General features: G+C 69.8%; 25 protein-coding genes and 1 pseudogene. 15 read left to right on the top strand and 11 right to left on the bottom strand.

Annotation, left to right across the window (positions count from 1 at the left end; all coding sequences use genetic code 11):
• Position 1 precedes the first annotated feature (1 nt).
• On the top strand, positions 2 to 1,210 hold the full coding sequence (locus BJ988_RS31315) for a histidine kinase (protein WP_179658036.1): 1,209 nt from the start codon (positions 2 to 4) through the stop codon (positions 1,208 to 1,210).
• Positions 1,207 to 1,872: a response regulator gene (locus tag BJ988_RS11065; protein WP_179658035.1), complete on the top strand. Its 666-nt coding sequence runs from the start codon at positions 1,207 to 1,209 to the stop codon at positions 1,870 to 1,872. Before BJ988_RS31315 ends, BJ988_RS11065 begins: the two co-directional genes overlap by 4 nt.
• On the opposite strand, the gene BJ988_RS11060 is transcribed toward BJ988_RS11065, so the two are convergent.
• Positions 1,772 to 2,257: a sigma-70 family RNA polymerase sigma factor family protein gene (locus tag BJ988_RS11060; protein ID WP_179658034.1), complete on the bottom strand. Its 486-nt coding sequence runs from the start codon at positions 2,255 to 2,257 to the stop codon at positions 1,772 to 1,774. The two genes, BJ988_RS11065 and BJ988_RS11060, sit on opposite strands and share 101 nt — an antisense overlap.
• 55 nt (positions 2,258 to 2,312) lie before the next feature.
• Between BJ988_RS11060 and BJ988_RS11055 the strand changes: the two genes are divergently transcribed.
• Entirely contained in the window at positions 2,313 to 2,603 is a 291-nt protein-coding gene (locus BJ988_RS11055; protein WP_179658033.1) for a hypothetical protein, read from the top strand.
• On the opposite strand, the gene BJ988_RS11050 is transcribed toward BJ988_RS11055, so the two are convergent.
• Complete coding sequence (locus tag BJ988_RS11050; protein WP_179658032.1) at positions 2,513 to 3,943, bottom strand: flavin monoamine oxidase family protein; 1,431 nt, start codon at positions 3,941 to 3,943, stop codon at positions 2,513 to 2,515. The two genes, BJ988_RS11055 and BJ988_RS11050, sit on opposite strands and share 91 nt — an antisense overlap.
• A 359-nt stretch (positions 3,944 to 4,302) precedes the next feature.
• Between BJ988_RS11050 and BJ988_RS11045 the strand changes: the two genes are divergently transcribed.
• From BJ988_RS11045 to BJ988_RS11020, 6 genes are all read left to right on the top strand, one after another.
• A complete protein-coding gene (locus BJ988_RS11045; RefSeq protein WP_343051568.1) occupies positions 4,303 to 4,836 on the top strand; it encodes a (2Fe-2S)-binding protein in 534 nt (177 codons plus the stop codon).
• Positions 4,833 to 5,816: an FAD binding domain-containing protein gene (locus BJ988_RS11040; RefSeq protein ID WP_179658030.1), complete on the top strand. Its 984-nt coding sequence runs from the start codon at positions 4,833 to 4,835 to the stop codon at positions 5,814 to 5,816. Before BJ988_RS11045 ends, BJ988_RS11040 begins: the two co-directional genes overlap by 4 nt.
• Positions 5,813 to 7,987 carry a xanthine dehydrogenase family protein molybdopterin-binding subunit gene (locus tag BJ988_RS11035; protein ID WP_179658029.1) on the top strand — a complete coding sequence of 725 codons (2,175 nt, stop codon included), beginning with the start codon at positions 5,813 to 5,815 and terminating at the stop codon, positions 7,985 to 7,987. The genes BJ988_RS11040 and BJ988_RS11035 overlap by 4 nt, the downstream gene beginning before the upstream one ends.
• 118 nt (positions 7,988 to 8,105) lie before the next feature.
• The gene (locus BJ988_RS11030; protein ID WP_179658028.1) at positions 8,106 to 8,981 is read left to right on the top strand and encodes an MmyB family transcriptional regulator; all 876 of its coding nucleotides are present in this window, start codon (positions 8,106 to 8,108) and stop codon (positions 8,979 to 8,981) included.
• Between the two features lie 157 nt (positions 8,982 to 9,138).
• Positions 9,139 to 10,371 carry a PQQ-dependent sugar dehydrogenase gene (locus BJ988_RS11025; protein WP_218860756.1) on the top strand — a complete coding sequence of 411 codons (1,233 nt, stop codon included), beginning with the start codon at positions 9,139 to 9,141 and terminating at the stop codon, positions 10,369 to 10,371.
• A gap of 57 nt (positions 10,372 to 10,428) precedes the next feature.
• Positions 10,429 to 11,262 (top strand): arylamine N-acetyltransferase, encoded by an 834-nt coding sequence (locus BJ988_RS11020; protein WP_179658027.1) that lies wholly within the window; start codon positions 10,429 to 10,431, stop codon positions 11,260 to 11,262.
• On the opposite strand, the gene BJ988_RS11015 is transcribed toward BJ988_RS11020, so the two are convergent.
• Together BJ988_RS11015 and BJ988_RS11010 are read right to left on the bottom strand one after the other, a co-directional pair.
• Positions 11,259 to 11,690, bottom strand: coding sequence for a hypothetical protein (locus BJ988_RS11015; protein WP_179658026.1), 432 nt, complete (start codon positions 11,688 to 11,690; stop codon positions 11,259 to 11,261). The two genes, BJ988_RS11020 and BJ988_RS11015, sit on opposite strands and share 4 nt — an antisense overlap.
• Entirely contained in the window at positions 11,677 to 12,054 is a 378-nt protein-coding gene (locus tag BJ988_RS11010; RefSeq protein ID WP_179658025.1) for a hypothetical protein, read from the bottom strand. The genes BJ988_RS11015 and BJ988_RS11010 overlap by 14 nt, the downstream gene beginning before the upstream one ends.
• A 284-nt stretch (positions 12,055 to 12,338) precedes the next feature.
• On the opposite strand from BJ988_RS11010, the gene acnA reads away from it, so the two are divergent.
• Positions 12,339 to 15,038, top strand: coding sequence for an aconitate hydratase AcnA (gene acnA / locus BJ988_RS11005; protein ID WP_281365476.1), 2,700 nt, complete (start codon positions 12,339 to 12,341; stop codon positions 15,036 to 15,038).
• A 157-nt stretch (positions 15,039 to 15,195) separates the two neighbouring features.
• On the opposite strand, the gene BJ988_RS11000 is transcribed toward acnA, so the two are convergent.
• Positions 15,196 to 15,882: a hypothetical protein gene (locus tag BJ988_RS11000; RefSeq protein WP_179658024.1), complete on the bottom strand. Its 687-nt coding sequence runs from the start codon at positions 15,880 to 15,882 to the stop codon at positions 15,196 to 15,198.
• Positions 15,879 to 16,106 (bottom strand): hypothetical protein, encoded by a 228-nt coding sequence (locus BJ988_RS10995; protein WP_179658023.1) that lies wholly within the window; start codon positions 16,104 to 16,106, stop codon positions 15,879 to 15,881. The genes BJ988_RS11000 and BJ988_RS10995 overlap by 4 nt, the downstream gene beginning before the upstream one ends.
• Before the next feature lie 99 nt (positions 16,107 to 16,205).
• Between BJ988_RS10995 and BJ988_RS10990 the strand changes: the two are divergent.
• Positions 16,206 to 16,499, top strand: a pseudogene (locus BJ988_RS10990) (thiamine-binding protein); the annotation flags it as partial.
• Between the two features lie 102 nt (positions 16,500 to 16,601).
• Here BJ988_RS10990 and BJ988_RS10985 read toward each other — a convergent pair.
• The 5 genes from BJ988_RS10985 to BJ988_RS10965 all read right to left on the bottom strand — a co-directional run bounded on the left by BJ988_RS10985 (position 16,602) and on the right by BJ988_RS10965 (position 21,316).
• Entirely contained in the window at positions 16,602 to 17,093 is a 492-nt protein-coding gene (locus BJ988_RS10985; RefSeq protein ID WP_179658021.1) for a (2Fe-2S)-binding protein, read from the bottom strand.
• 8 nt (positions 17,094 to 17,101) lie between these two features.
• Positions 17,102 to 19,423 carry a molybdopterin cofactor-binding domain-containing protein gene (locus tag BJ988_RS10980; protein ID WP_179658020.1) on the bottom strand — a complete coding sequence of 774 codons (2,322 nt, stop codon included), beginning with the start codon at positions 19,421 to 19,423 and terminating at the stop codon, positions 17,102 to 17,104.
• Between the two features lie 199 nt (positions 19,424 to 19,622).
• Positions 19,623 to 19,832 (bottom strand): hypothetical protein, encoded by a 210-nt coding sequence (locus BJ988_RS10975; RefSeq protein WP_179658019.1) that lies wholly within the window; start codon positions 19,830 to 19,832, stop codon positions 19,623 to 19,625.
• 45 nt (positions 19,833 to 19,877) lie between these two features.
• Positions 19,878 to 20,561 carry a phosphonatase-like hydrolase gene (locus tag BJ988_RS10970; RefSeq protein ID WP_179658018.1) on the bottom strand — a complete coding sequence of 228 codons (684 nt, stop codon included), beginning with the start codon at positions 20,559 to 20,561 and terminating at the stop codon, positions 19,878 to 19,880.
• On the bottom strand, positions 20,558 to 21,316 hold the full coding sequence (locus tag BJ988_RS10965; RefSeq protein ID WP_179658017.1) for a GntR family transcriptional regulator: 759 nt from the start codon (positions 21,314 to 21,316) through the stop codon (positions 20,558 to 20,560). Before BJ988_RS10965 ends, BJ988_RS10970 begins: the two co-directional genes overlap by 4 nt.
• A 167-nt stretch (positions 21,317 to 21,483) precedes the next feature.
• On the opposite strand from BJ988_RS10965, the gene BJ988_RS10960 reads away from it, so the two are divergent.
• The 4 genes from BJ988_RS10960 to phnE are packed head-to-tail and all read left to right on the top strand — an operon-like array spanning position 21,484 to position 25,300.
• Positions 21,484 to 22,641, top strand: coding sequence for a TIGR03364 family FAD-dependent oxidoreductase (locus tag BJ988_RS10960; RefSeq protein WP_179658016.1), 1,158 nt, complete (start codon positions 21,484 to 21,486; stop codon positions 22,639 to 22,641).
• Between the two features lie 18 nt (positions 22,642 to 22,659).
• Complete coding sequence (locus BJ988_RS10955; protein ID WP_179658015.1) at positions 22,660 to 23,601, top strand: phosphate/phosphite/phosphonate ABC transporter substrate-binding protein; 942 nt, start codon at positions 22,660 to 22,662, stop codon at positions 23,599 to 23,601.
• On the top strand, positions 23,598 to 24,428 hold the full coding sequence (locus BJ988_RS10950; RefSeq protein ID WP_343051567.1) for a phosphonate ABC transporter ATP-binding protein: 831 nt from the start codon (positions 23,598 to 23,600) through the stop codon (positions 24,426 to 24,428). Before BJ988_RS10955 ends, BJ988_RS10950 begins: the two co-directional genes overlap by 4 nt.
• Positions 24,425 to 25,300, top strand: coding sequence for a phosphonate ABC transporter, permease protein PhnE (gene phnE / locus BJ988_RS10945; RefSeq protein ID WP_179658014.1), 876 nt, complete (start codon positions 24,425 to 24,427; stop codon positions 25,298 to 25,300). Before BJ988_RS10950 ends, phnE begins: the two co-directional genes overlap by 4 nt.
• Positions 25,301 to 25,331: the final 31 nt, after the last annotated feature.

Here is a 25,331-nt window from a genome sequence, read left to right as displayed (position 1 = left end):
CGTGCGAACTTCGACGCGGCCACGGGACTCGATCGGAGCGATATCGGCCGTGGTGGTGGTGCTGGCTGCTCTCGCTGTCACGCCCGTCTTGGGCGCCTGGGCGACGCTGTCGGCCGCCCTCGCTCTGGCGGGTGCCTGCTGGATCGTTGGTGGATGGCCGCGAACCCGGGTGAGCGCCGGCGCCTGGTGCGGGGCTGCGGGCATCGTCTCCCTGGTGGCGACGCTCTTGTATCCGCGTCCCGGCGGCTTGGGTGGTGCAGTGCTCGGAACCTTGGAGGCCGTGGTCCTGCTCCCGTTGATCGTCCTGTCGGCCCGCGCCGCTCCGGCCAGGCAAGCAGTGGTCGCGAGCGTGGTGGCGCACGCCGCCTGCACGCTGTGGGTGCTGCGCTTCCTGCCACGTGACTCTGCGTCCGCCACCTTGGCCGCCTGCATCTTCTGGTCGCTGCTCGCCACGTCTGCCGTTGTCGGCGGGCTCTATCTACGGTCCTTGGACGCAGATCGGGCGCGAGCGGTGACAGCCGCCCGCAGGAGTCAGCGTCTGGAGCTCGCTCGCGACCTGCACGACTTCGTCGCTCATGACGTCAGCGAGATGGTGGCCCAGGCGCAGGCCGGCCGGTTCATCGGCGAGGAGCATCCCCAGAAGGCGTTGGCCGCACTCGAGCGGATCGAGGAAGCCGGTCTCACCGCCCTGGCTTCGATGGACCGGACGATCCACATGCTCCACGACGTGGACGATGGGGGCGCCGCGGCTCAGGAGCAGAGCGCGGCTTCCCGCCCTCTACCAGGCCTGGCGGACCTGCCCCGGCTGATCGACCGCTTTGCCGCATCCAGTCCCGCCGAGGTGCACCTCGATCTCGATTCGGCGCTGCTGGGCACCGTGGCCCGCGAGGTGACCGCCACCGCGTATCGCGTCGTTGTGGAGGCCCTGACCAACATCCGCCGACACGCTCCGACGGCCGCGCGAGTGGACATAGAGGTCCAGGTTGTGGCCGGAGCAACGCTGATGATCACGGTTGTCAACGACGCCGGAGCATCGCCCGTGCGGGGCCCGGTGGCCGCGGACCAACGCTGTGGCGGCCTCGGTCTGCCGGGTCTGACCGAGCGCGTCGAGTCGCTCGGCGGCACCTTGGTTGCAGGCCCGGGTGGCGACGGGGGCTGGAACGTGACCGTCACCATGCCCTTGGGCGCGAAGGTGGTGTCGGCGTCGTGACCACAGAACCCATCCGCATCCTGATCGCCGACGACCAGCAGAACATCCGCGACGCCTTCCGGCTCGTCCTGGACGCCCAGCCGGACATGCTGGTGGTCGGAGAGGCGGCCGATGGCATCTCCGCCGTCGAGCAGGCTCGCCACCTCAGACCTGACGTGCTGCTGGCCGACATCAGGATGCCACGGCTCGACGGCCTCGAGGTCACCCGCCTCCTGGCAGGTCCCGACGCTGCCGGTGCCACACGAGTCATCGTCGTCACGACGTTCGACCTCGACGAGTACGTGCATACCGCACTCCGGAACGGAGCGAGCGGATTCCTGCTCAAGCGTTCCGGACCGACATTGCTCATCGAGGCGATCCGCGCCGCGATGTCCGGCGACACACTCATCAGCCCACAGGTCACTGTCCGACTTCTGCACCACCTCACCTCACGGCCCGGACTACCCGGCCGGGCCGCCGACGTGACATTGACCGACCGGGAGCTCGACATCGTTCGGCTGCTCGCGCACGGAGGATCCAACGTGGAGATCGCCGCCGACCTCTTCATCTCTCCGGGCACGGTCAAGAACCACATCGCCAACATCCAGCGCAAGCTCGACGTCCGCAACCGTGTCGGTATCGCGGCCTGGGCCTGGGAGACCGGTCACACCAAGCCCGGATGATTGCGGCGCCGGTCCAGACCATGTCCGGGTACGTGATTCCGTTGGGGTCCAGCGTGATGTCGAGCCGCTGCAGGCGAGCGCGGTCGGCGGTGATCTCGATCTCCACGACCCCGGTGTCGGCGACGGTGAACTCGATGACCAGGCTCAGGTGACCGAGAGGAGCCATCACGAGGGCGGGCTTGCCACCGACCAGAGCCACGGTCGTGAAGCGAGCGCGGGGCGCGGCCGACAGCGCGCTCTTGGCGACAACCAGCGCACCTTGGAGGGTGAGGGGTCGGCCGGCACCGATGACCGCGGCGTCGGCACGCAGCTCTACGTCGGGGTCGAGCAACGTGAGCAGTGCCTCGAAGTCGCCGGTGCGGGTGGCCGCGAGATAGGCGCGCACCGCATCCCTCCCGCGGGCGCGGTCCGTTCCGGCCGGGTCCGTGCCCTTCACCTTGTTGCGTGCACGGCTGACGAGCTGTCGTACTGCGGCCGCCCGGTTGGCAGAGCTGACGCTGGGCCGTCCCGCCGGCCGAGTGGCCGACATGGCCGGACCGCGGACCTACAGCCTGGAGGAGCTGCAGTGCAGCTACCTGGAGACCGTCGGGAAGCGCCGGGTCCGGCTGCCGATCCGGGTGCCGGGCAAGGCCGGCAAGGCCTACCGCGCGGGTGTCAACCTGTCCTCGGAGACGCCCGCCGGCACGGAGACCTGGGAGGAGTTCCTGGCAGCCCACGTGCTCGCCGCCTGAGTCGACTCCTCCGGGTCAAGCCCAGAGGGAGCTGAAGGCGACCGGCGTGCCGAGGATGGTCTCGGCGACGCGGTGTCCGGAGCGGAGCGCGCCGCGGTCACGGTCGCCGGATCCTCGGACCAGGTGACCTCTCCCGCGATGTGCAGAACTCCTTCGACGGGGGTCGCGAGGAGGTCGTGGTCCTCAGGCGATGCGCCCACGGTCAGATACCCGTACGAGCCCCGGGCGAACGGATCGTCTCGCCACCTGGTGACGAGCACGTGGTCGGGTTCCGCGACGGCGTCACTGTAGATCTCCCGGAGCGAGGCGAGCACCGAGGCCGCGACGGCGTCGTCGTCCCAGGTGCGGATGGCCTCGGCGCAGGGGCCGGCGGCGAAGGTGAGGAGCGTCGGCACACCGTGCAGGTCGGTCAGGTCGTACCAGGAGTGCCACCAGCGCCCGGCGTCGCCCTGGCGCCGGATCGCGTAGACGCCGTCGTCCCAGAACCGGTCGGGGAAACGAAGGACGACCTTCTCGAAGTGGTTCGGTTCCAGGCGCTCGATCGCCCCGGCCAGCGGCTCCGGAAGGGGCGGATCGATGAGGAGCTCGGGAGACTTCAGTACGCCGATCGGCACCGTGACGACGACGCGATCGGCTCGAAACTTGCCGCGGTCGCTGGTCACGCTCACGCCGTCGTGCGACCAGCGCACGCTGCCGACGACGTGAGCGAGCCGGACGTCCAGGCCGTCGGCCAGGCGTGTCGCGAGCCGGTCGTAGCCCTCGGGAAAGACCACCTCGTCACCCTCGACCTGATCGTCGTCGAGCCCGTGGGCGTCGAGGTCGGCGATCCACACGCCGTACTGCTCCTCTGTGCGGTGCCGCAGGAACTCCCGCACCCGCTCGACGCGCTCCGGCCGCCAGTCGAGCCCGGCCAGCGCCGTCTCGACGGCGGTCTCGTAGGAGTCGCCGGGCCGCGACGTCGCGACCGTGCGGTCCAGGAGCTCGTCGACCGTGTGCACGTCGGCGGCGAAGCGCTCGGCGTCGGCTGCGCTCAGGCGGTTGCCGCCGGGGCCGTAGTAGGCGATCGGCCGGCCGTCGGGCTGGAAGCTGCCGACGGTGAACTCGGCCATCGGCATGCCGAACGCGCGGACGACGTCGACCAACGGGTTGTCGTCCACGCCATGGATCCACGACGCGCCGAGGTCTGTGACGAGGCCGTCGCTCCGCTGGGTGTGGACTCGCCCGCCGACGCGATCTCGGGCCTCGAGCACGAGGACGCTTCGGCCCGCTCCGCTGAGCAGTCGTGCCGCCGTGAGCCCGGCGACGCCCGCTCCGACGACGATGGTGTCGTAGATGGTCATCGCCAGGATTATCGCTGACTCGCTGTTGCCTGTGGGCCTTACGCGGTCCGGATGCTGCCTCGGCGACTCTGCACCTGCAGGTGACGAACCGGCCGCGAGAGAAGGAGGGGATGGCGTCCCCTCCTTCCGGATCCACTGTTGCCGCAGGCCACCACGCTGGCAGCGTGGACGCAGAGCTCGGGGCCGGCCGGTGTGGCTCGGGCCAACGACGAAAGGCCACGTACATGGGAACCCTCGACGATGAAGATGTCTCGTCGCCACCAGGCGAAGCCAGTCCCGAGGGCGGGAGACTGACGGCCAGCCGCCGGACTTTCCTAGCGTCCTGCACGGCGGCCGCAGCGGGCGCGACGATCACCCCCGTGGCGGGGGCTGGTGCCGCCGAAGCGACACCTGTCCTCCGTTCCTTCACCGTCCCCGCCGGGGCATCGACCGAGGTCGCCCTGTCTGTCAACGGGCAGCGGCACGTCGTCGCGGTGGAGCCGAGGGTCACGCTGTTGGATGCTCTGCGCGAGCGGCTCCGCCTCACCGGCACCAAGAAGGGCTGCGACCGCGGTGAGTGCGGTGCGTGCACCGTCCTGGTCGACGGTGAGCGGATCAAGTCCTGCCTGACCCTCGCCGTCATGGCACAGGACGTCGAGGTCACCACGATCGAAGGGTTGGCACGAGGCGAGGACCTGCATCCCGTGCAGGAGGCGTTCATCCGACACGACGCCTTCCAGTGCGGTGCGTGCACCCCTGGGCAGATCATGTCGGCCGTCGCCTGCATCAACGAAGGGCACGCAGGCTCCGACGCGCAGATCCGAGAGTGGATGAGCGGCAACCTGTGTCGTTGCGCGGCCTACCAGAACATCGTGGCGGCCGTCGCCGACGCAGCGCATGGGAGCCGGCGATGAGGGCGTTCGGCTACACGGCCGTGACCGACCCGGCCCAAGCGGTGCGGGTTGCCGCGAGCACACCGCACTCGACGTACATCGCCGGCGGTACCGACCTGCTGAACCTGATGCGGGACGGCGCCGAGGCACACGGGCACCTGGTCGATGTCAGCCGCCTCAACACTCGGAGGATCAGCCTCGACTCGCGCCGGCTACGGGTTGGCGGGGCGGCCACGATGAGCGAGGTCGCCGAAGACCCCGGCGTACGGCGGGCGTTCCCAGGGCTGTCGGAGGCGCTCCTCGCCTCGGCGTCCCCGCAGGTCCGCAACATGGCCAGCATCGGCGGCAACCTGCTGCAGCGGACCAGGTGCGGCTACTTCCGCGACGAGGCCTCGCCGTGCAACAAGCGCACTGCGGGCAGTGGCTGTCCTGCGATCGAGGGTCACAGCCGCGGGCACGCGATCCTCGGTGGCAGCGACCACTGCATCGCAACGCACCCCTCCGACCTGGCGGTGGCGCTCCTGTCGATGGACGCCCAGGTGCACGTGCTCGGCTCTCGCGGGCCTCGAGTCGTCCCGATCGCGGACTTCTACCTCCTGCCGGGGACGACGCCGGACCGGGAGACGGTGATGGACAGCGAGGATCTCATCACCCGGGTGGACGTTCCGCGCACCCCTCTGGCCACGCGCTCGCGCTACCTCAAGCTGCGCGACCGGGCGACTTTCGAGTTCGCCGTGGTCTCCGTGGCGGCGTCGATCCAGCTGAGAGGCCGCGTGGTGCAGGACGTGCGGTTGGCGTTCGGAGGTGTCGGCACGCGCCCGTGGCGGGATCAGCGCGTCGAAGGGGCGTTGCGAGGCCGTCCGCTCACGGCGGCGGCGATTCGCGAGGCCGGCCAGGCCCTCGTCCGAGAGGCCGCACCGCGCGAGGACAACAGATTCAAGGTCGAGCTCGTCCAGCGGGCGCTGGCGAGCATCCTCGATGATCTCGGAGGTGTGCGATGACCGGGCTGGTCGGGCAGGGTGTCGAGCGCGTGGACGGCCGGGTCAAGGTCACCGGCGCGGCCCGGTACGCAGCGGACAACGAGGTTGCCGATGCCCTGCACGGGTTCCTGACGATGAGCACGATCGCCCGAGGGGAGATCCTCGAGATCGACACCGGTGCAGCGCTCGCCCACCCTGGGGTCGTCGCGGTCTACACACACCGCGACATGCCGAGGCTCAAGGCACCGGCCTTCCCCTACACCAAGGGCTTCGTGCCGATGCAGGACACGCGGATCCACCATCACGGACAGCCGGTTGCGTACGCGGTGGCCGAGACGCTCGAGCAGGCCCAGGAGGCGGCCGCCCTTGTCCGGGTGCGCTACCGCGGCGAGGAGGCGGTCGTACGGCTCGCGGATGCCATGGACCAGGCGGAGATCCCACCCGACTTCCGCGCAAAGCCCAACGAGCGCGTCAAGGGCGACGCCGAGTCGGCGCTGAGGCAGGCTGCAGTGCGGATCGACCAGTCCTACGGCAGCCCGATGCACCACCACAACCCGATCGAGCCTCCGACCACCACAGCGGTGTGGCAGGACGGGAAGCTGACGATCTACGAGAGCGCCCAGGGCGTCGTGTTCTCGCGCATGATCGTCGCCGAGGCGTTCGGCCTCATTCCGGACCGCACGGTGGACCCCGGCGACCGGGTTCGGGTGATCGCGCCCTACCTGGGTGGAGGCTTCGGGGCCAAGGGACCCGTCTACCCGCACACCCTGCTCACCGCGGCGGCCGCTCAGCTGGTCGGCAGGCCCGTGAAGCTGGTGCTCTCCCGCGCGCAGATGTACACCTCCAGCGGTCATCGCTCCGAGTTCAACCACCACCTGCAGCTCGGGTCCACCCGCGACGGGCGTTTGACCGCGATCGTCAGCACCTCGGTGCAACAGCTGAGCCGGACCGAGGACGGCGTCTACAACGCCAGCGACTCCGCACTCGACCTCTACACCAGCCCCAACGTCCATGTCCGGCAGCTGGGGGTCAAGCTCGACCTGCACACGGGCAGCTACATGCGCTCGCCCGAGACGACCGCGCACTTCGGGCTCGAGACCGCCTTGGACGAGCTGAGCTACGAGATCGGGCTCGACCCGGTGGAGCTGCGGCTGCGCAACACCGCCACCACCGACGCGAACATCCGGCTGGCGCAGTGCTACCGGACGGCGGCCGAGGCGTTCGGCTGGGAGCGGCGCGACCCGAGGCCGGGACGGACCCGGGACGGCGACGAGCGCATCGGGTGGGGGATGGCCACCGAGTTCCACAGCTTCGGCTCGATCGACTCGTTCGCCTCGATCACCATCGGTCTCGACGGTCGGGCGACGCTGCGGACCGCGAGCCAGGACATCGGCACCGGCACCTACACCGTGCTGACCCAGGTCGCGGCCGACAGGCTCGGCCTGCCGCTCGATCACGTCACCACGCTGCTGGGCGACACCGCGTTCCCGCGCGCGTCGATCTCGGCAGGGTCCTCGACGATGCCGAGCGTCGTGGGCCCGGTGGACCAAGCAGCCATGTCCGCGCGAGCCGAGCTCATCCGGATCGCCGTCGGCGACCCGTACTCCGTGCTGCACGGAGTGCCGACCGGTGACGTGGGGCTGGCCGACGGGTGGCTCTACGCCCTCCGAGATCCTCGACGCCGGGAGCGCGTCCGCCGGGTGATGGGTCGCCGCGGCACAAACCTCGTCGTGCACGGTGAGCGTAAGAACAGCCCCGGACACACGTACGGAGCGGTGTTCGTGGAGGTACGGATCCGACCGCAGGTAGGTGCGTTGCGGGTGAGCCGGGTCGTGGCGGCGTACGACCTCGGGAAGGTGCTCAACCGCCGCACCGCACGCGGCCAGGTGATCGGTGGGGTGACCTGGGGACTCGGCTTCGCGCTGATGGAGCACACGATGGTCGATCCCAATACGGCCAGGATCGTCAACCCCAACCTCTCCGCCTACCTGGTTCCCGTCTGCGCCGATGTTCCGTCGGTGGAGGCCTTGTTCGTCGATCAGGTGGACAGCGTCCGAGAGCCTTCGCTCGGGGCGCGGGGCTTCGGGGAGACCCCCGGGACCGGGGTGCCGGCCGCGATCGGCAACGCGATCTTCCACGCCACCGGTCGACGCCTCAGGGACGTGCCGTTCACTCAGGACAAGCTGCTCTGATCGCGCGCATCCCCATCCCAGAAAGAATCGGCCCATTCCTCGTATGAGACCGGGCATCCTGCGAGGGTGGGGATGACGTCCCCTTGGCAGGGTCCTGCAGACAGGCAACGATTGCGTCATGCCGAGGACCAGATACGCCGAGCTGGGCACGTTCCTGCGATCACGCCGGGACCGGGTGCGCCCTGCCGACGTGGGTCTCACGCCCGGGGCGCGCCGACGAGTCCCGGGACTGCGGCGCGACGAGGTCGCGGTCCTGGCCGGCGCCTCGGTCGAGTACTACACCGAGCTCGAGCGGGGCGCCGGTTCCCAGCCTTCCGAAGAGATGCTCGCGGCGCTGGCGCGCGCTCTGCGGCTCAGCAGGGACGAGCGCGATCATCTCTACCGCCTGGCCAACCGTGCGCTGCCCTCTGAGGGCGGCGCCGCGTCCCACGTGCATCCGGGCATGCTGGACCTGTTGATGCGGCTCGACTCGACACCTGCCATGGTCATCACCGACCTGCACACCGTGCTGGTCCAGAACCCGCTCGCCGTCGCGCTGCTCGGTGACCTGTCGGTGCATCGGGGGCGATCGGCCAGCTTCCTCTACCGCTGGTTCACCGACGAAGGCACGAGGCGGATCTATCCGGAGGAGGACCATGCCCCGCAGTCGCGCTCCTTCGTGGCCGACCTGCGCGCGGCCGTCGGGCGACGCGCTGCCGGCGACACCGAGGCGGCGCGCCTGGTCGATGTGCTGCTCGAGAGGTCACCGGAGTTCGCGGGACTGTGGCACGTGCACGACGTCGCGGTGAGGCGGCATGAGCGCAAGCGCATCCTGCATCCCATCGTGGGCCTGCTCGACCTCGCGTGTCTCAACCTGGTCAGCGAGGACGGTCTGCAGCGGCTGCTCTGGTTCACACCGAGGGCAGGCACCGACGCCGCCGAGAGGATGGCGCTGCTGGCCGTCGTCGGGTCCCAGTCGATGGAGCCGGTCTCCTCAAAGCCCCCTTCGTCCTAGGTCCGCGGCGGTCGCCTGAGCTGCCGGCGCGGGTTGACGGGGGTCGTCAACCCCCGTGTCGGCTGCACCTGTTCAGGCTCCTGGCAGATATCGACACTGGGTTCACTGTCGCGGACGCGGCAGTGAACGCAACGGTCCAAACCGTCAGGAGGCTCGCATGAACCACCCCCGAGATGAGCACACCAGGTCGACAGCGTCGACCTTCAGCAACGACGTCAGGGGCGGACCCCTCGTCACATCTGTACGACACCGGGCGGCGATCGCGGCGACCGCGGCCGCCCTCGTCCTCAGTGCCTGCAGCAGCGGGTCCGAGCAGCCCGGGGTGGCAACGAACAATGGGCCGGCACTGACGACCGGCGAGCCCGCCGCCTCGTCCGAGGTGCCATCGGCGGCCGTGGCGACCCTCGGTGAGCCGGTCGAGCTCAGCACGGGGCTGACCTCACCGTGGGGTCTCACCTTCCTCCCCGACGGCTCCGCACTCGTCTCGGAGCGGCTCACCGGCGAGATCTTGCGGGTTCCCGCCGAGGGCGGCGAGCCCCGGCGCGTCGGCGTCGTCCCCGATGTCGAGGTCAGCTCGGAGGGCGGCCTGCTGGGCATCGTCGCCTCGCCCGACTTCGCGACCGACCGCACCGTGTTCGCGTCTGCGTCGGGCACGGACCAGAACCGGATCGTGGCCCTCACCATCGCCGACGACTTCGGCTCCCTCGCCGTCGACCGGGTGCTGCTCGACGGGATCCAGACCGCCGACCGCCACCACGGCGGCCGCCTCGCCATCGGCCCTGACGGACATCTCTGGGTCGGCACAGGCGACGCGTTCGAGCCCGAGAACGCTGCCGCCGCCGACTCGCTCAACGGCAAGATCCTTCGCATCGCGCTGGACGGCTCCGTCCCGGCGGAGAACCCGAGCGACTCGCCGATCTATTCCGGCGGACACCGCAACGTCCAAGGGATCACGTTCGGCCCGGACGGCACGGCGTACGCCTCAGAGCTCGGCCACCGCACCTGGGACGAGGTCAATGTCGTCCGCGCCGGTCGCGACTACGGATGGCCCGAGACCGAAGGCATCGAAGGGGCGACCGGCAAGCCGCCGATCGCCACGATCCATCCGGACGAGGCCAGCCCGTCGGGCATCGCCTACGCGGCGGGCTCGCTGTGGATCGGTGCCCTGGGCGGACAGCGCCTCTGGCAGCTGCCGGTCGATGGCCCGGCCGCGACGGCGGACCCCATCGAGCACTTCGTGGAGGAGTACGGCCGGATCCGTACTGTCGAGGTGGCGCCGGACGGGGCGTTGTGGGTCATCACCTCTAACACCGACGGCGCCACCTGGGGCGGCACCGAGCCCCGCCACGGCGACGACCGCATCCTCCGTCTGGAGGTCAACCAGCCGTGACCTGCCTCGACACGGATATCGGTTGCGCATCATGGACATCGGCGCTGAGATGCTGTCGTGAGCGATGATCTGTGGGGGACCGACCGGCTCGATCTGACCGCCTATCTGGAGCGGATCGGGGTGGCCGAGCCGCCCGGCCCCTCGCGCGAGACGCTGGAGGAGATCTACGACGCGCACCTGCGCACCTTCACCTTCGACAACATCGACGTGCTGCTGGAGCAGCATCCTGGCGTCGACCTGGCGGACGTGCAGAAGAAGTTCGTCGGGCGGGGGAGAGGCGGCTACTGCTTCGAGCACGGAACGCTGCTCGCGGCAGCGCTGGAGCAGCTCGGATACGCCGTCGAGCGGCGGCTCGCGCGGGTCGGCGACGACCCGACCGAGGCAGGACGTACGCATCTGGTGGCCGTCGTCGACCTCGACGGCGAGCGGCTGCTGACGGATCCCGGGTTCGGGCTGAGCGTGTGGCGGCCGATCCCGCTGGTCGACGGGGCCGTCGACCAGCTCGGCGGCATCACCCATCGGGTGCGATGGACCGAGCACGGTTGGGCGCTGGAACGGGCGAAGGGCGACGGGTGGGATCCAATGCACACCCACGACGAGGCGCTGGTGGTGCCCAGCGACGTCGCGATCGGCCATCACTACACCAGCACCCACCCGACGGTGCACTTCCGCCACCGGATGATCGTGACCAAGCTCCTCGCGGACCGCCACATCAGCCTCACCCACGACACCGTCACCATCCGCCGCGAGGGCGAGGAGACCGAGCACCGCGAGATCGGGCTCGACGAGGCGATGGCGTACGTCGACGAGCTCGAGGTGCCGCTCACCGACGACGAGCGTGCCCGCCTGCGCGAGCGCCTGGAGACCCTCGAGCGCCAGGGGAGCCGTTAGCGGCTGGCGTCGTCGGTGATGGCGCGCATCGCCATCGTCGGTTCGTCGGAGAGATCGGTGATCAGCTGCCTGCGGTCGAGGACGGCCTCGTCGAGGTGAGGGCCGAGGGCGCCGAGCAGCTCCTTGGTCGTCGCGGTCGGCACCTTGTCGAGCACGCGCGTGCCGCGCCGGCTCGAACGAGGCACGACGCGGGCGAGCGCATCCGCCACCGATCGGGTCGCGCCAGCGAACGGTGCAGTGATCGGCTCGGTGATCGGGCCGAGCCAGTTCGTCGCGCGCTCGGCCTCGGCGTGGGACGTGCGCGCCTTCAGGTCCCTGAGGCGTACGGCCTCCAGCGCCTGCTCCAGACGACGCTGCTCCCTAAGGGCGAGAGCGACGACCACAGCAGCGCCGATGGCGGCAAGCAGAGCGAGGCTAGCGACCAGCATGGACCCTGACCTCGGCCACGACACCCTCGTCGGCGAGCCGTTCGCGCAGCGACTCGGCGGCCTGGTCGTAGACCATCTTCGAGAGCAGCGCGGGGCGCACCCGGTGCAGCATCGTGGCCGCCTTGGTCTGGGCGGAGGCCAGCTCGAGCGGGTTGAGGATGCGGATGCTCAGCAGCCGGTCCTCGGGCGGGAGCTCGGCGTAGGCGCTGCGCGGCGCCGTGAGGTCGGCCTGCTCCAGCCGCCACAGCAGCCCGATGGTCTCGGCGCGCAGGGCCTGGTTGGACCGCCGCAGACGCCAGGCGACAGCGGCAGCGGCCGCGGCCGCGGCGACCACCAGTGCCACGACTGCGATCAGCGTGCTCAAGGCTCTCCTCGCATCATTACTGGTTCCCGACGAGCTCTGCCCGCCGGGACGCCCGGTCGGACCAATCATGGAGCATCCGAGGATCGCTGTCAGCGGCGGTGGTCACAACCCGGCGCGCCGGGTGATTCGAATTGTCGTTCGACATCATGTATCTTGATATCAAGAGATTGGGCGGGTGGCCGCCACAAAAGGTTAGGTGAGCCTTTGTTTCCCCGGCGCGGGTAGCCGGGGCAGGATGGGTTCCAAAGACTTGAATTCGTACGTCTGTAGACGCGAGCAAGGAGATGAACGCGTTGGCCAGCAAGGACAGCTTCGGTGCCAAGAGCACCCTGGACGTGGACGGTAAGTCCTACGAGATCTTCCGCCTGGATGCGGTCAAGGGTGAGGGGCTCCCCGAGGGTGCTGTCGCGTCACTCCCATACTCGCTGAAGGTGCTGCTGGAGAACCTCCTGCGCACCGAGGACGGCGCGAACATCACCGCCGACGACATCTTGGCGCTGGCGGGCTGGGACGAGACCGCCGATCCCGACAAGGAGATCCAGTACACGCCGGCGCGCGTGATCATGCAGGACTTCACCGGCGTGCCCTGCATCGTCGACCTTGCCACCCTGCGCGAGGCCGCGGCCGAGCTCGGTGGCGACCCGACCAAGATCAACCCGCTCTCGCCCGCCGAGATGGTCATCGACCACTCCGTGATCGCCGAGGTCTTCGGCACGCCGGAGGCCTTCGAGCGCAACGTCGAGATCGAGTACGAGCGCAACCGCGAGCGCTACCAGTTCCTGCGGTGGGGCCAGACCGCCTTCGAGGACTTCAAGGTCGTCCCGCCGGGCACCGGCATCGTCCACCAGGTCAACATCGAGCACCTCGCCCGCACCGTCTTCACCCGTGAGGTCGACGGCGAGCTGCAGGCCTACCCCGACACCTGCGTCGGCACCGACTCCCACACCACCATGGTCAACGGCCTGGGCGTCCTCGGCTTCGGCGTCGGCGGCATCGAGGCCGAGGCCGCGCTGCTGGGCCAGCCGGTCTCCATGCTGATCCCGCGCGTGGTCGGCTTCAAGCTCAACGGCGACCTGCCCGAGGGCTCGACCGCGACCGACCTGGTGCTCACCATCACCGAGATGCTGCGCAAGCACGGTGTGGTCGGTAAGTTCGTCGAGTTCTACGGCGACGGCGTCACCGCGCTGCCGCTGGCCAACCGCGCCACCATCGGCAACATGAGCCCCGAGTTCGGCTCCACCATCGCGATCTTCCCGGTCGACGAGGAGACCATCAACTACCTCGAGCTCACCGGCCGCTCCGAGGAGCAGCTGGCGCTGGTGGAGAAGTACGCCAAGGAGCAGGGCCTCTGGCACGACCCGGCCGCCGAGCCGCGCTTCTCGGAGAGGCTCGAGCTGGACCTCGCCACGGTCGTCCCCTCGATCGCCGGCCCGAAGCGCCCGCAGGACCGCGTCTCGCTCACCGACGCCAAGACCTCCTTCGAGGGTCACCTGCCGACGTACACTTCCAAGGCGACCGATGCGAAGATCCCGGTCACCCTGGCCGACGGTCAGCAGTTCGAGCTGGAGAACGGCGCGGTCACGATCGCCTCGATCACCTCCTGCACCAACACCTCCAACCCGTCGGTCATGATCGGCGCGGCGCTGCTGGCCAAGAAGGCCGTCGAGAAGGGGCTGACCCGCAAGCCGTGGGTCAAGACCACCCTCGCGCCGGGCTCGAAGGTCGTCACCGACTACTACGACAAGTCGGGCCTCACGCCCTACCTGGAGAAGGTCGGCTTCAACCTGGTCGGCTACGGCTGCGTGACCTGCATCGGCAACTCGGGCCCGATCATCCCCGAGGTCTCCGCCGCGGTGAACGAGCACGACCTCGCCGTCGTCTCGGTCCTCTCCGGCAACCGCAACTTCGAGGGTCGCATCAACCCCGACGTGAAGATGAACTACCTCGCGTCGCCGCCGCTGGTCATCGCCTACGCCCTGGCCGGCAACATGAACGTGAACCTGTTCGAGGACCCGCTGGGTCAGGACCAGGACGGCAACGACGTCTTCCTCAAGGACATCTGGCCGACCCCGGCCGAGGTCGAGGAGACCATCGCCACCTCGATCTCCTCCGACATGTTCACGAAGGACTACGCCGACGTCTTCGCGGGCGACGAGCGCTGGAAGAACCTGCCGACCCCGACCGGTGACACCTTCACCTGGGACGAGGAGTCGACCTACGTCCGCAAGGCTCCCTACTTCGAGGGCATGGCCAAGACCCCGGCCCCGGTCACCGACATCGACGGCGCCCGGGTGCTGCTGAAGCTGGGCGACTCGGTCACCACCGACCACATCAGCCCTGCCGGCAACATCAAGAAGGACTCGCCTGCCGGCAAGTACCTCATCGAGCACGGTGTCGAGCAGCGCGACTTCAACTCCTACGGCTCGCGCCGAGGCAACCACGAGATCATGATCCGCGGCACCTTCGCCAACATCCGGATCAAGAACCAGGTCGCCCCGGGCACCGAGGGTGGCTACACCCGCGACTTCACCCAGCCCGACGCTCCGGTCAGCTTCATCTACGACGCGGCGCAGAACTACGCCGCGGCCGGCACCCCGCTGGTCGTCCTCGGCGGCAAGGAGTACGGCTCCGGCTCCTCGCGCGACTGGGCTGCCAAGGGCACCTCGCTGCTGGGCGTCAAGGCGGTCATCACCGAGTCGTTCGAGCGCATCCACCGCTCCAACCTCATCGGCATGGGCGTCATCCCGCTGCAGTTCCCCGCGGGCCAGAACGCCGACAGCCTCGGCCTGACCGGTGAGGAGACCTTCTCGATCTCCGGCATCACCGAGCTCAACGAGGGCCGCACCCCGAAGACGGTCAAGGTCACCACCGACACGGGTGTGGAGTTCGACGCGGTCGTCCGCATCGACACCCCCGGTGAGGCCAACTACTACCGCAACGGCGGGATCCTGCAGTACGTCCTGCGCAGCCTGGTCAACGCCTGACCCGACTGATTCAAACGGCCCGTCACCCGAGAGGGTGGCGGGCCGTTCGTCATCTGCCGAGACGTCAGCTACGTCGGTCGAGACGTCACCCGGCTGACGTCTCGACCGACGGGCGTGACGCCTCGACCGACGGGCGTGACGCCTCGGTGGGCTGCGGTCAGGCGAGTGAAGCGATCCTGGCGCGGCTGTCCTCGGCGAGGGTGGCCAGGAGGGCCTCCACGGCCTCGCCCTGGGTGGAGGTGGCAGTGGCGATCTCGGAGACCGTCTCGTCGGGGAGGCCGGCGAGGATCGGGTCCAGCACCGTGGTGTCGTCGAGGAAGAGCGCCACCTGGAGGATCTCGGCGCCGGAGGCGCCGTCCATCACCTGGAGCGAGGTCTCGGGGCCGACGACGCCGGTGAACCTGGCCAGGGTCAGGACGTGACCGTCGGCCAGGAGTCGGCGGCCGACGTCGACGAGCAGGGCTCGGTCGAGCTTGGCGATGATCGCCCCGACCCGGCTCGGGTCGAGATGGACGGAGAGCTCGGCGAGGAACGCCGGCTTCAGGTGACCGGCCAGCTTCGCGGCGTCGGCGGGATCCATCACCGCAGCCACCCGGGCGCTGAGCATCGGCCCCATCGCGATCTCGGTGATCTTCGCGGTGACCGCCGCGGGGAGCTTCTTGCTGACCGCCGCCAGCCCCTTGACCCGGGACTCGTGACGGCTGAACATCGCGTGCGAGACGATCCCGCGAAGGTCGCGGAGGTCGTCGGGGGAGCTGGTGGCGAGGAAGGCGAGCTCGGCCTCGTCGACATGCATCTCGTGGGCGAGCTTGGTGATCTCCAGCGCGCTGGTCAGAGCCGTCATCGGGCACCTCCGAGCATCTTCTGGACGACCCCGCGCAGCATCTTCGGGACCAGCTTCAGCGCCTCGTCGAGAGAGGCGTCGAACGCTTTGTCCTCCGCGGTCATCGCGCTCTGGGTCAGATCGTTGAACCGGCCCAGCTGCTCGTCGTCGTACGCCTCCAGCGGCGCGAGCCGCGTGGCCGGCACGCCGAGCGTGGCCGCGAGCCGGTCGAGTCCCTCACTCATCGGTTCCTTCCCGCCGGCTGTGGCACGTTCGGCCCCCGGCGGCGCCACTATATGCAGCCGACGGCGGCGGCTGGGGAGGCAGTTGGATATTGTCTCGACATGCTCGCCGCCTTCTCGATCGCCCCGACGACCTCCGACGACCCCGATGGCTCGGTGGCCGCGTCCGTCGCGGAGGCGATCCGCATCGTCCGCGAGTCCGGACTGCCCAACGAGACCAACGCCATGTTCACCAACCTGGAGGGTGAGTGGGACGAGGTGATGGGTGTCATCAAGCAGTGCGTCGACGCGGTGAGCGCCGTCTCGCCGCGGGTCGGGCTGGTGCTCAAGGCCGATATCCGGCCCGGCTACACCGGCCAGCTCACCGCGAAGGTCGAGCGGATCGAGACGATCGTAGCGAGGCCGAGCGGCGAGCTCGCTCGTCCGCTCGCGCCGAGCGAGAGAGTGACCGCGCGAAGCGCGGAGCAGGAGCTCTCCGGAGACTAGCGGCTCCGACCACTAGAGCCCGCGGGCCATCGCGTCCTGTCCGGTCTTGATGGCCTCGCGGATCCGGGAGTAGGTGCCGCAGCGGCAGACGTTGCGGATGGTGTCGAGGTCGGCCTCGTTGATCGCGCGGCCCTCCTCGCGGACCTTGTTGACGAGAGCGACCGCGGCCATGATCTGGCCGGGCTGGCAGTAGCCGCACTGGGCGACGTCGTGCTCGAGCCAGGCCTCCTGCATCGGGTGCAGCCCCTCGCCCGGGGCGGTGTCGGCGAGACCCTCGATCGTGGTGATCTCGTCGTCGGCGCCGATGTCGGCGACCCGCACCGAGCAGGGGTTGAACGCCTTGCCGTTGATGTGCGACGTGCAGGCCTTGCAGACGTTGATGCCACAGCCGTACTTCGGGCCGGTGACACCGAGGACGTCGCGCAGGACCCACAGGATGCGTACGTCGTCCTCGACGTCGACGGTGACGGACTCGCCGTTGAGCTGGAAGGTGTGTGAAGGCATCGAAGACCTCAGAAGGTGTGGGCGAGGCCGTCGGTCGGCGACTCGGGGACGGACGGGATGAAGGACTTGGGCTCGAAGTGGAGCGGGTCGCGGAAGTTGATCGGGAACTCCGTGGGCATCTTGCCGGTGGCGCGGGCGTAGGCGCAGGCGACGGCGGCCATGGAGGCGGCCACCCCGGCCTCGCCGACACCGCCCGGCTGGCTGCCGTGCGACTCGATCACCTCGCACTCGAAGTCGAACGGCGTGTTCCACTGCCGGGTGTAGGCCGAGTTGTCCCAGCTGGCCTCCAGGAACTGCCCGTCGACCAGGTGGTTGCCGTAGGTCAGCGCCTGGCACATCCCGTCGGAGAAGCCACCCATCATCTGGGCCTTGACTCCGGCCGGGTTGATCACCAGACCCACGTCGGCGACCACGACGGCCTTGGTGACCCGGGGCCCGGTGACCGCGTCGCGTACCTTGCGGTTGACGGTCTCGGGGCGGCAGTCGATCTCGACGAGGACGGCGGTGGCGCCCTTGTACTCCTTGTGGACGGCGATGCCCTGAGCAGTGCCTGCCGGCATCGAGCGGCCCCAGTCGCCGAGCTCGGCGGCCCGGTTCAGGACGCGCTTGACCGACTTGCTCTTGAGGTAGCTGCGCCGGAAGGCGACCGGATCCTGCTTCAGCTTCTTTGCCAGCTGGTCGACCATGAGCTCGCTGGCGGTGGCGACGTCGGGGGAGTAGATGTTGCGCACCGAGCTGGTGTTGAACCGGTCGACCGCCGGCTTCGGCTCGTTGAGCAGCTGGGTGATGACCCCGAAGTTGTAGGGCAGCTCCTGGCTGAGCAGGAAGATCGACTCCGAGAAGGTCAGGTTCGACAGGCCGGTCGGCAGCGCGGCCGCCTCGGCGGTCAGCCGCTCGCCGAGCCCGTGGGTGAAGTCGCAGGCCACGCTGGCGTGGCGCTGCTCGAAGGTGAGGACGCTACCGGCCAGCACCGTCGCCCGGACCTTGGAGACCGCCATCGGGTGCACCCGGCCCTGGCGCGGCTCGTCGGCGCGGTGCCACATCAGCTTGACCGGCGCTCCGAAGGCCTTGGAGGCGTGCGCAGCCTCCACCGCGGCGTCGCTGAAGAGCTTGCGGCCGAAGGAACCGCCGCCCTGGACCACGTTGACCGTCACCTTGGTCTGCGGGAGGCCGAGCGCCTTGGCGATCCTGCCCTGGGCGTCGATCGGCGACTTGAGGCCGCCCCAGACGGTGGCCTCGCCGTCGCGTACGTCGGCGACCGCACAGTTGGGCTCGAGGGCCGAGCCGCTGCGGAAGTGGAAGGTGAACTCGCCGTCGACCGAGGTCGCCCCGATCTTCGGCACCGCCAGCGGGATCTGTCCGGCCTTGAGCTCGGCCTTGATGTCCTTGGCCGACAGCCCGCCCACGGTGCCGGAGTTCCAGGTGACGTCCAGCGCGCGTACGGCGTCGATGCACTGCCCGAACGTCTTGGCCCGGACCGCGACACCGGTCGGGATGATCGCGACGTGGGTGACGCCCGGCATCGTCTCGACGTCGCCCTTGTTGTTGATCGCGTGCGGCGTGCCGTTGAGCTCGGGCGCGCGACACACCATCGTGGGCAGCGCGTTGGGGATGTCGAGGTCCATCGCGAACTGCTTCTTGCCGGTGACGGCGGCGCGCGCGTCGACGCGCCGATGCGGCTTTCCGACGATCTCGTGGTCGGAGGTCTTCTTCAGCTGGACCTCGACCTTCTCGGTCGTCGGCTTCGCCGCCTTCGCAGCGGCTTCGCCATAGGTCACCGACGAGCCACCCGGAAGACTGATGACGCCGCCCTTGGCGACCAGCTGTGCCACGTTGGTCCCGAGCAGGATCGCGGCCGCCTCGAGCAGCGCCTTGCGGGCGATGGCGGCTGCGACGCGCACCGGGGTGTACATCGAGACGATCGTGTTGGAGCCGCCGGTCAGCTGGTTGAAGAGCAGCTCCGGCCGTGCCGGCGCGAGCGTGACGTGCACGTCGTCGACCGGGAGGTCGAGCTCGTCGGCGATGAGCATCGCGACGGCCGTCGTGATGCCCTGGCCGACCTCCATCCGCGGCAGCGCGAAGTGGGCGTGGCCTTTTTCGTCGATCTCGATCGCGATCAGGTTCGAGGTCGGCAGTGCGCAGTGGGTCAGGAAGTCGTTGAGATCGTAGAGCTCAGGGACCTGAGGCACCGACGGCACCGGCAGGGCGTTGGCGGCCGGCGGAGCCAGCCCCAGATCGGCGGCGGTGATCAGCGTGGCGCCACCGATGACGTATCCGACGAACGAGCGTCTGGTGACCCGGGCAGGTCCGTCCGAGTTGTGCGTCCCCATGTGTGTTCACTCCTGGCTTGGGCAGGGTCCGAGTTTTGTGACCCCCGACACTTAGCACCCTTCCTTGGCCGCGGAGCGTTTGAGAAGGGCGGGTCGGAAAATTTGTGCCAGGGCATGAACGCGCTTGGCAGCGCCGCATATCCATGCAGGTTCGAAAATCGGAGCCCGCGGCCGGGACGGGCGGGTATCCGACAGCGGCCTACGCCTTGGCAGGCTTCCGGCCGACGAACCAGTAGGCGGCCGCGCCGAGCAGGTTGGTGCTGCCCCACAGTCGCCACAGGAGCCGCGGGCCGCGCAGCTCGTCGTCGGAGCGGCTCTGCAGGTCACGCAGGATCACTGGAGCGACCACCACCTGGGCCGCGAGCGCGCTGGTGGTCAGGATCGCCTTCTGCTTCTTGGTCAGTGCCATGTCGCCAGTCTTTGCCTTGGTCTGTGTCCAGTCAAGGGACCTGGGTTACAGGAGTGCCGGCAGGGCGGCCGTCGAGGGCAGGAGATGGGTGTGGGGCTCGCCGGCCAGCTGGTCGTGGGTGAAGGAGCCGGTGGCGACGCCGACGACGAAGCCCGCTCCGGCGTTGGTGCCGGCCCCGAGGTCGTTGGGAGTGTCGCCGGCGACCAGCACGCGGCGTACGTCCTGGACGCCGGTGGCCTCCATGCAGCGGAAGACGAGGTACGGAGCGGGGCGGCTGGCGGCGACGAGGTCGGAGGTGATCACGGCGTCGACGGTCGAGCCGGCGTCGGCGCCGACGGTCCAGCCGAGGCCGTCGAGGATGGCGGCGGCGATCTCGGTGGAGTAGCCGGTCTGCAGCGCCACCTTCACTCCCCGCGAGCGCAGCGTCGCGAACATCTCGGGCACACCCGGGAACGGCTGTGGCGGGGTCTCGCGATACGCGGTGACGAGACGCTCACCGAACCCGTCGAAGATCTTGTCGACCTGGCCGGTGCTCGGGTCCTGGCCGAGCCCGCGCAGCAGCCCCTGGATCGCCTCGCGCTTGGAGGTGCCCTTCCACTGCTGCAGCAGGTCGTGGGGGACGGGCTCGCCGGCGGCGTCGGCGACGGTCGACTCGAGCACGTCGTAGACCAGTCCGCCCTCGTCGACGGTGGTGCCGGCCATGTCGAGGGCGGCGAGCTGGAAGTTCACGAGATCTCCTTGAGGATGCGTACGTCGGTTCGGACCCCGGCCGCGGACGGGCGGGCGTTGTCGATGGTGAAGGTGACCCGGTCGGGGCGGTAGCGGTCGTCGGCGTACTCCAGCGGGACCCCGTCCGAGGACGTCGCCCGGCGACGCTCGCGCAGCAGCGGGCCGCCGACGGCGATCTCGAGCAGGTCGGCGTCGGTCTCGTCGGCCGCGACCGCGTCCATGGTGTGCCGGGCCGCGTGCAGGTCGACGCCGGCGGCGGTCAGATAGCCGTAGAGCGACCCGGAGTCGGGGTCGAAGTCGAACAGGAGGCGCCCGACGCTCTCGACGAAGGTGCTGCGCTCCAGCATCGCGGGCTGACCGTCGAGCAGGCGAAGCCGCAGCACGTCCACCACCGGGTCGCCCTCGTCGATGTCGAGCGCCTCGGCGGCAGCTGCGGTGGCGCCGCGCCGGGCGACCTCGACGGTGCGCTGGCCGGCGGTGTGACCGATCTGCTGCACCCAGGCGCTGAACGAGATCAGCTGCTCGAAGGGCTGGCCGAGCGCGGTGTCGCGCACGGTCGGCGGGCGTCCTTGGCCGCCGCTGAGCAGGCCTTCACGACGCAGGCTCGCCAGTGCCGTACGGATGGTGCCGCGGGAGGCGCCGAACTGCGCGCACAGCTGCGCCTCCGAGGGGATCGGCGCGCCGGTCGGCAGCTCGCCGCCGACGATCCGCGCGCGGATGGCCTCGGCGACCTGGACGTGCAGCGGACTACTCATGCGAAGCAGATTACAACTTGAACAGACAAGTGGAATGAAGCGCTTCGTGAACGCCCGGCGAACGCTCAGAGGACCGAACGGTGCCCAGGAAAACGACTGGTTAACTTGTCTGTACATGTTCGTCTGGGCTGTTGACCGGGCTGCTTCGAGACAGAAGTGTTCGGGCCGTGCCAACTCATACGTCCACCCCCGACGGTGCCGCCGACCTCGTTGTCGTCGGTGCCGGGATCGTCGGCCTCGCGCATGCCGTCGAAGGGCTTGCGCGCGGTCTGAAGGTCCATGTCGTCGAGCGGGACGAGCGCGCCGTCGGCGCCTCGATCCGCAACTTCGGCCACATCTGCACCACGGTGCAGTCGGGCCAGGCGCTCGCCTACGCCGTCCCGGCCCGCGAGCGCTGGCTCGCCCTCGCCGCCAAAGCGGGCTTCGGCCTCAGGGAGGCGGGGACCGTCGCCCTGGCCCGCTCTGAGGCGGAGATGGCCGTGCTCGAGGAGTTCGCCGCGGCTCGCGGCGCCGAGCAGGCCCGTGTGCTGGACGCCGGCGCCACCCGCGAGCTGTTCCCACCTGCCGCCGCGGACGTCCTCGGCGGCGCCCACCTGCCGCTCGACCTCCGGGTCGACCCGCGCGAGGCACTCCCGGCGATCGCCGCCTGGCTCGAGACCGAAGGCGTCCGGTTCAGCTGGGCGACCCACGTCGGCTCCATCGACCCGGTCGCCGGTGCGGTCGACGTCCACACCAGCCGCGGAACGATCCGTTCCGCACACGTCGTGCATGCCGCCGGCCACGACGTCGACCGGCTCTTCCCGCGGGTGGCCGAGGAGGCGGGCGTACGCCGCTGCCGGCTGCAGATGCTCGAGGTCGCGCCTCCGGGCGACGTCGAGATCGGGCCCGCGGTGCTGACCGGGCTCTCGATGCTGCGCTACGGCGGGTTCGCCGAGACCGCGGCGGCAGCCGACGTACGCAGGCAGCTCGAGCAGACCAGCCCGGAGCTGCTCGACGTCGTCATGAACCTCATGCTCACCCAGCGTCCCGGCACCGGCGGCCGACCGGGCTCGATCGTCCTGGGAGACACCCACCACTACGACCGCACGCACCTGCCCTTCGACGACGAGCACGTCGCCGAGCTGGTGCTGCGAGAAGGGGCGCGGCTGCTCGGGGCTCCGCTCACCGTCCGACGTCGCTGGCGAGGGGTCTACGCGGACTCACCGCACACCGACTTCCTCGTCGAAGAGCCGTTCCCGGGACTCCGGGTCGTCTCGGTGACGTCGGGTATCGGCATGACCACCGCACTGGGCCTTGCGCCCGACGTCCTCGACCAGCTGCTCTGACCCACAGGAGAATCCGACATGTCCACGCTGCGCTCCCTCACCGCGCTCGCCGGCGCCGCCACCCTGACCCTCGCCCTGGTCGCCTGCGGCGGCGAGGCGACCCCTCAGCAGGCCGCCGCCGGCGGCGAGGTCGGCCCCGACCAGATCTGCCCCGACGGCACCCTCGCGATGGGCGTCGAGCCCTTCGAGGACCCCAAGACCCTCATTCCCGTCTACGAGACGCTGGGCAAGGCGCTCGGTGAGGAGCTCGGCTGCGAGGTCGAGGTGCAGATCTCCGACACGTACGTCGCCGAGATCCTCGCCATGCAGAACGGCAAGATCGACATCGGCCAGTTCGGCCCGCTGGGCTATGTCTTCGCTGAGAAGCAGGCGGGCGCCACACCGCTGGCGTCCTTCGCCGGCGAGGACGGCAAGGTCTCCTCCTACACCGGCGGCATCTGGGTGCCGAAGGACTCGCCGATCCAGTCCGTCGACGACCTCGCGGGCAAGACGCTGGCGCTGTCGGAGTCCGGCTCCACCTCCGGGGACGCGGTGCCGCGCATGGCACTCATCGACGCCGGGATCGAGAAGGACGTCAAGGCCGAGTACGCCGGTGGCCACACCGAGGCGCTCCTGGCACTGGTCAACGGCAAGGTCGACGCGGCCGAGATCAACAGCCAGACCCTGGTCTCGGCGACGGCCGAGGGCCAGTTCGACGAGACCGCGTTCCGTCAGGTCTGGAAGTCCGAGCCGATCCTCAACGACCCGATCACGGCCGGACCGAACATGACGCCCGAGGTGTCCGCGGCCGTCCAGGAGGCGCTGCTGAACCTGCCGGCCGAGACGGTCGCGGAGATCGGTGAGTACCTCGACTTCACCCCGCCGGCCGGCAAGCCGGCGATGGTCGCGGTGACCGAGGAGGACTACCAGCCCGTCTCGGACCTCGCCGAGGCCCTCGACCTGACCACGGACGACCTGTGAGCGAGCGAACCCTGGACCGCGCGCCGGCGCTGCTGCGCGTCGACGGCCTGCGAAAGGCGTTCGGGGAGAAGACGGTCCTGGACGGCCTCTCCTTCGAGGTCGCCTCCGGCGAGGTGGTCAGCCTCCTCGGGGCCAACGGGTCCGGCAAGTCCACCGCGCTGCGCTGCGTGGTCGGTCTGGAGCGGCCCGACGGCGGCACGATCGCCGTCGACGGCGTCAGCGCCAAGCCCGGCGAGGCGGTGCAGGCCGTGGCGATGGTCTTCCAGAAGATCCATCTGGTGCCGCGTCGCAGCGTGCTCGACAACGTCTGCGCGGGCGCGCTCGGACGGCTCGGCCTGAGCCGGTCCTGGTCGGTGCTCGCCTTCCCCCGGGAGGTGCAGGCCGAGGCGATGGCCTGCCTGGACCGGGTCGGTCTCGCCGACCGGGCCAGGGAGAAGGCCGGTCGGCTCTCCGGCGGCCAGCAGCAGCGGGTCGCCGTGGCCCGCGCGCTGTGCCAGCGCGCCCGGGTGCTGCTCGCCGACGAGCCCGTCTCGGCGCTCGACCCGGCCGCCTCCGAGCAGGTGATGCACCTGCTCCGCTCGCTCGCCGACGACGACGGTCTCGCGGTGGCGGCGGTGCTCCACCAGCCCGACCTGGCGCGCCGCTTCTCCGACCGGATCCTCGGTCTGGCCGGCGGCCGGCTCGTCTTCGACAGCAGCGCCGAGGTCACCGACGAGGCCGTCGCCGACCTCTACCGGCCGGCGCTCGAGGCGCTGGAGGCCGCCGAGGCCGCCGAGGCCGCTGCTGCGATGGCCTCCACGGGCACCGCGACGAAGGAGTTCGCATGACCGACCTGAGCACCGCCCCGAGGCCGCGCCTCGACATCCCACCGCGCTTCCGTCCGGCCGGGATCGCCACCGCGGCGGTCATCACGATCGCCCTGGTCGCCGTGCACTGGTACGCCGCGGTGCAGACCAACACCTCGCCCAAGGAGCTGCTCGAGGGCTGGCGGGGGCTGTGGAGCTTCCTGTTCGGCGTCGACCGCACCTATCCGAACGGCAAGACCATCCATCAGGACGGTGCCTTCCCGCTCGACCTGCGCTGGTCCGAGACGATCCGGCCAGGGATCGAGTACTGCCTGCTGACGATCTGGATCGGCCTGCTCGGCACGACCCTGTCGATCCCGGTGGCGCTCTTCTTCGCGGTCATCTCGTCGCGGACGACCAACCGGTTCGTGCCGCTGTGGTTCCTGGGGCGCGGGGTGATGTCGGTGCTGCGCGCGGTTCCCGAGACCGTGTACGCGCTGATGTTCATCGCAGCGGTCGGCTTCGGTGCCTTCCCCGGGGTCATCGCGCTGGCGATCCACAACGTCGCGGTCATGGGCAAGCTGTGGTCCGAGGCGATGGACGAGGTCGACCAGGGGCCCGTCGAGGCGCTCCGCGTCGCCGGGGCCTCGCCCACGCAGTCGGCCGCGCATGCCGTGCTGCCCGCGGTGATGCCGTCGCTGCTCGGCCTGCTCCTCTACCGGTTCGACACCAACGTACGCAGCTCGGTGATCCTCGGCACGGTCGGTGCCGGCGGCATCGGGTTCTTCATCAAGACCGAGGTGGACAGCTTCCACTTCGACACGATGATGACCTACGTCTGCATGGTGATCGTCCTGATCATCGTCATCGACCTGTTCAGCGCCTGGCTGCGCCGGAAGGTCGGCACGGTCTGACGGCACGGTCTGACAGCACCGCCGGCGGAGC

The sequence above is a fragment of the Nocardioides panzhihuensis genome (genome assembly GCF_013408335.1).
GTDB lineage: Bacteria > Actinomycetota > Actinomycetes > Propionibacteriales > Nocardioidaceae > Nocardioides > Nocardioides panzhihuensis.
The sequence above is the reverse complement of the archived record's forward strand: the minus strand, read 5'-3'. Positions and strand labels throughout refer to the sequence as shown.

What these genes read in the sequence shown, in the direction of transcription:
- BJ988_RS11050 (WP_179658032.1), bottom strand. Translation starts at nt 3,943, where the DNA reads ATGACCATCTACGACACCATCGTCGTCGGAGCGGGCGTCGCCGGGCTC.
- BJ988_RS11040 (WP_179658030.1), top strand. Translation starts at nt 4,833, where the DNA reads ATGAGGGCGTTCGGCTACACGGCCGTGACCGACCCGGCCCAAGCGGTG.
- BJ988_RS11035 (WP_179658029.1), top strand. Translation starts at nt 5,813, where the DNA reads ATGACCGGGCTGGTCGGGCAGGGTGTCGAGCGCGTGGACGGCCGGGTC.
- BJ988_RS11030 (WP_179658028.1), top strand. Translation starts at nt 8,106, where the DNA reads ATGCCGAGGACCAGATACGCCGAGCTGGGCACGTTCCTGCGATCACGC.
- BJ988_RS11025 (WP_218860756.1), top strand. Translation starts at nt 9,139, where the DNA reads ATGAACCACCCCCGAGATGAGCACACCAGGTCGACAGCGTCGACCTTC.
- BJ988_RS11015 (WP_179658026.1), bottom strand. Translation starts at nt 11,690, where the DNA reads ATGCTGGTCGCTAGCCTCGCTCTGCTTGCCGCCATCGGCGCTGCTGTG.
- acnA (WP_281365476.1), top strand. Translation starts at nt 12,339, where the DNA reads ATGAACGCGTTGGCCAGCAAGGACAGCTTCGGTGCCAAGAGCACCCTG.
- BJ988_RS11000 (WP_179658024.1), bottom strand. Translation starts at nt 15,882, where the DNA reads ATGACGGCTCTGACCAGCGCGCTGGAGATCACCAAGCTCGCCCACGAG.
- BJ988_RS10995 (WP_179658023.1), bottom strand. Translation starts at nt 16,106, where the DNA reads ATGAGTGAGGGACTCGACCGGCTCGCGGCCACGCTCGGCGTGCCGGCC.
- BJ988_RS10985 (WP_179658021.1), bottom strand. Translation starts at nt 17,093, where the DNA reads ATGCCTTCACACACCTTCCAGCTCAACGGCGAGTCCGTCACCGTCGAC.
- BJ988_RS10980 (WP_179658020.1), bottom strand. Translation starts at nt 19,423, where the DNA reads ATGGGGACGCACAACTCGGACGGACCTGCCCGGGTCACCAGACGCTCG.
- BJ988_RS10975 (WP_179658019.1), bottom strand. Translation starts at nt 19,832, where the DNA reads ATGGCACTGACCAAGAAGCAGAAGGCGATCCTGACCACCAGCGCGCTC.
- BJ988_RS10965 (WP_179658017.1), bottom strand. Translation starts at nt 21,316, where the DNA reads ATGAGTAGTCCGCTGCACGTCCAGGTCGCCGAGGCCATCCGCGCGCGG.
- BJ988_RS10955 (WP_179658015.1), top strand. Translation starts at nt 22,660, where the DNA reads ATGTCCACGCTGCGCTCCCTCACCGCGCTCGCCGGCGCCGCCACCCTG.
- phnE (WP_179658014.1), top strand. Translation starts at nt 24,425, where the DNA reads ATGACCGACCTGAGCACCGCCCCGAGGCCGCGCCTCGACATCCCACCG.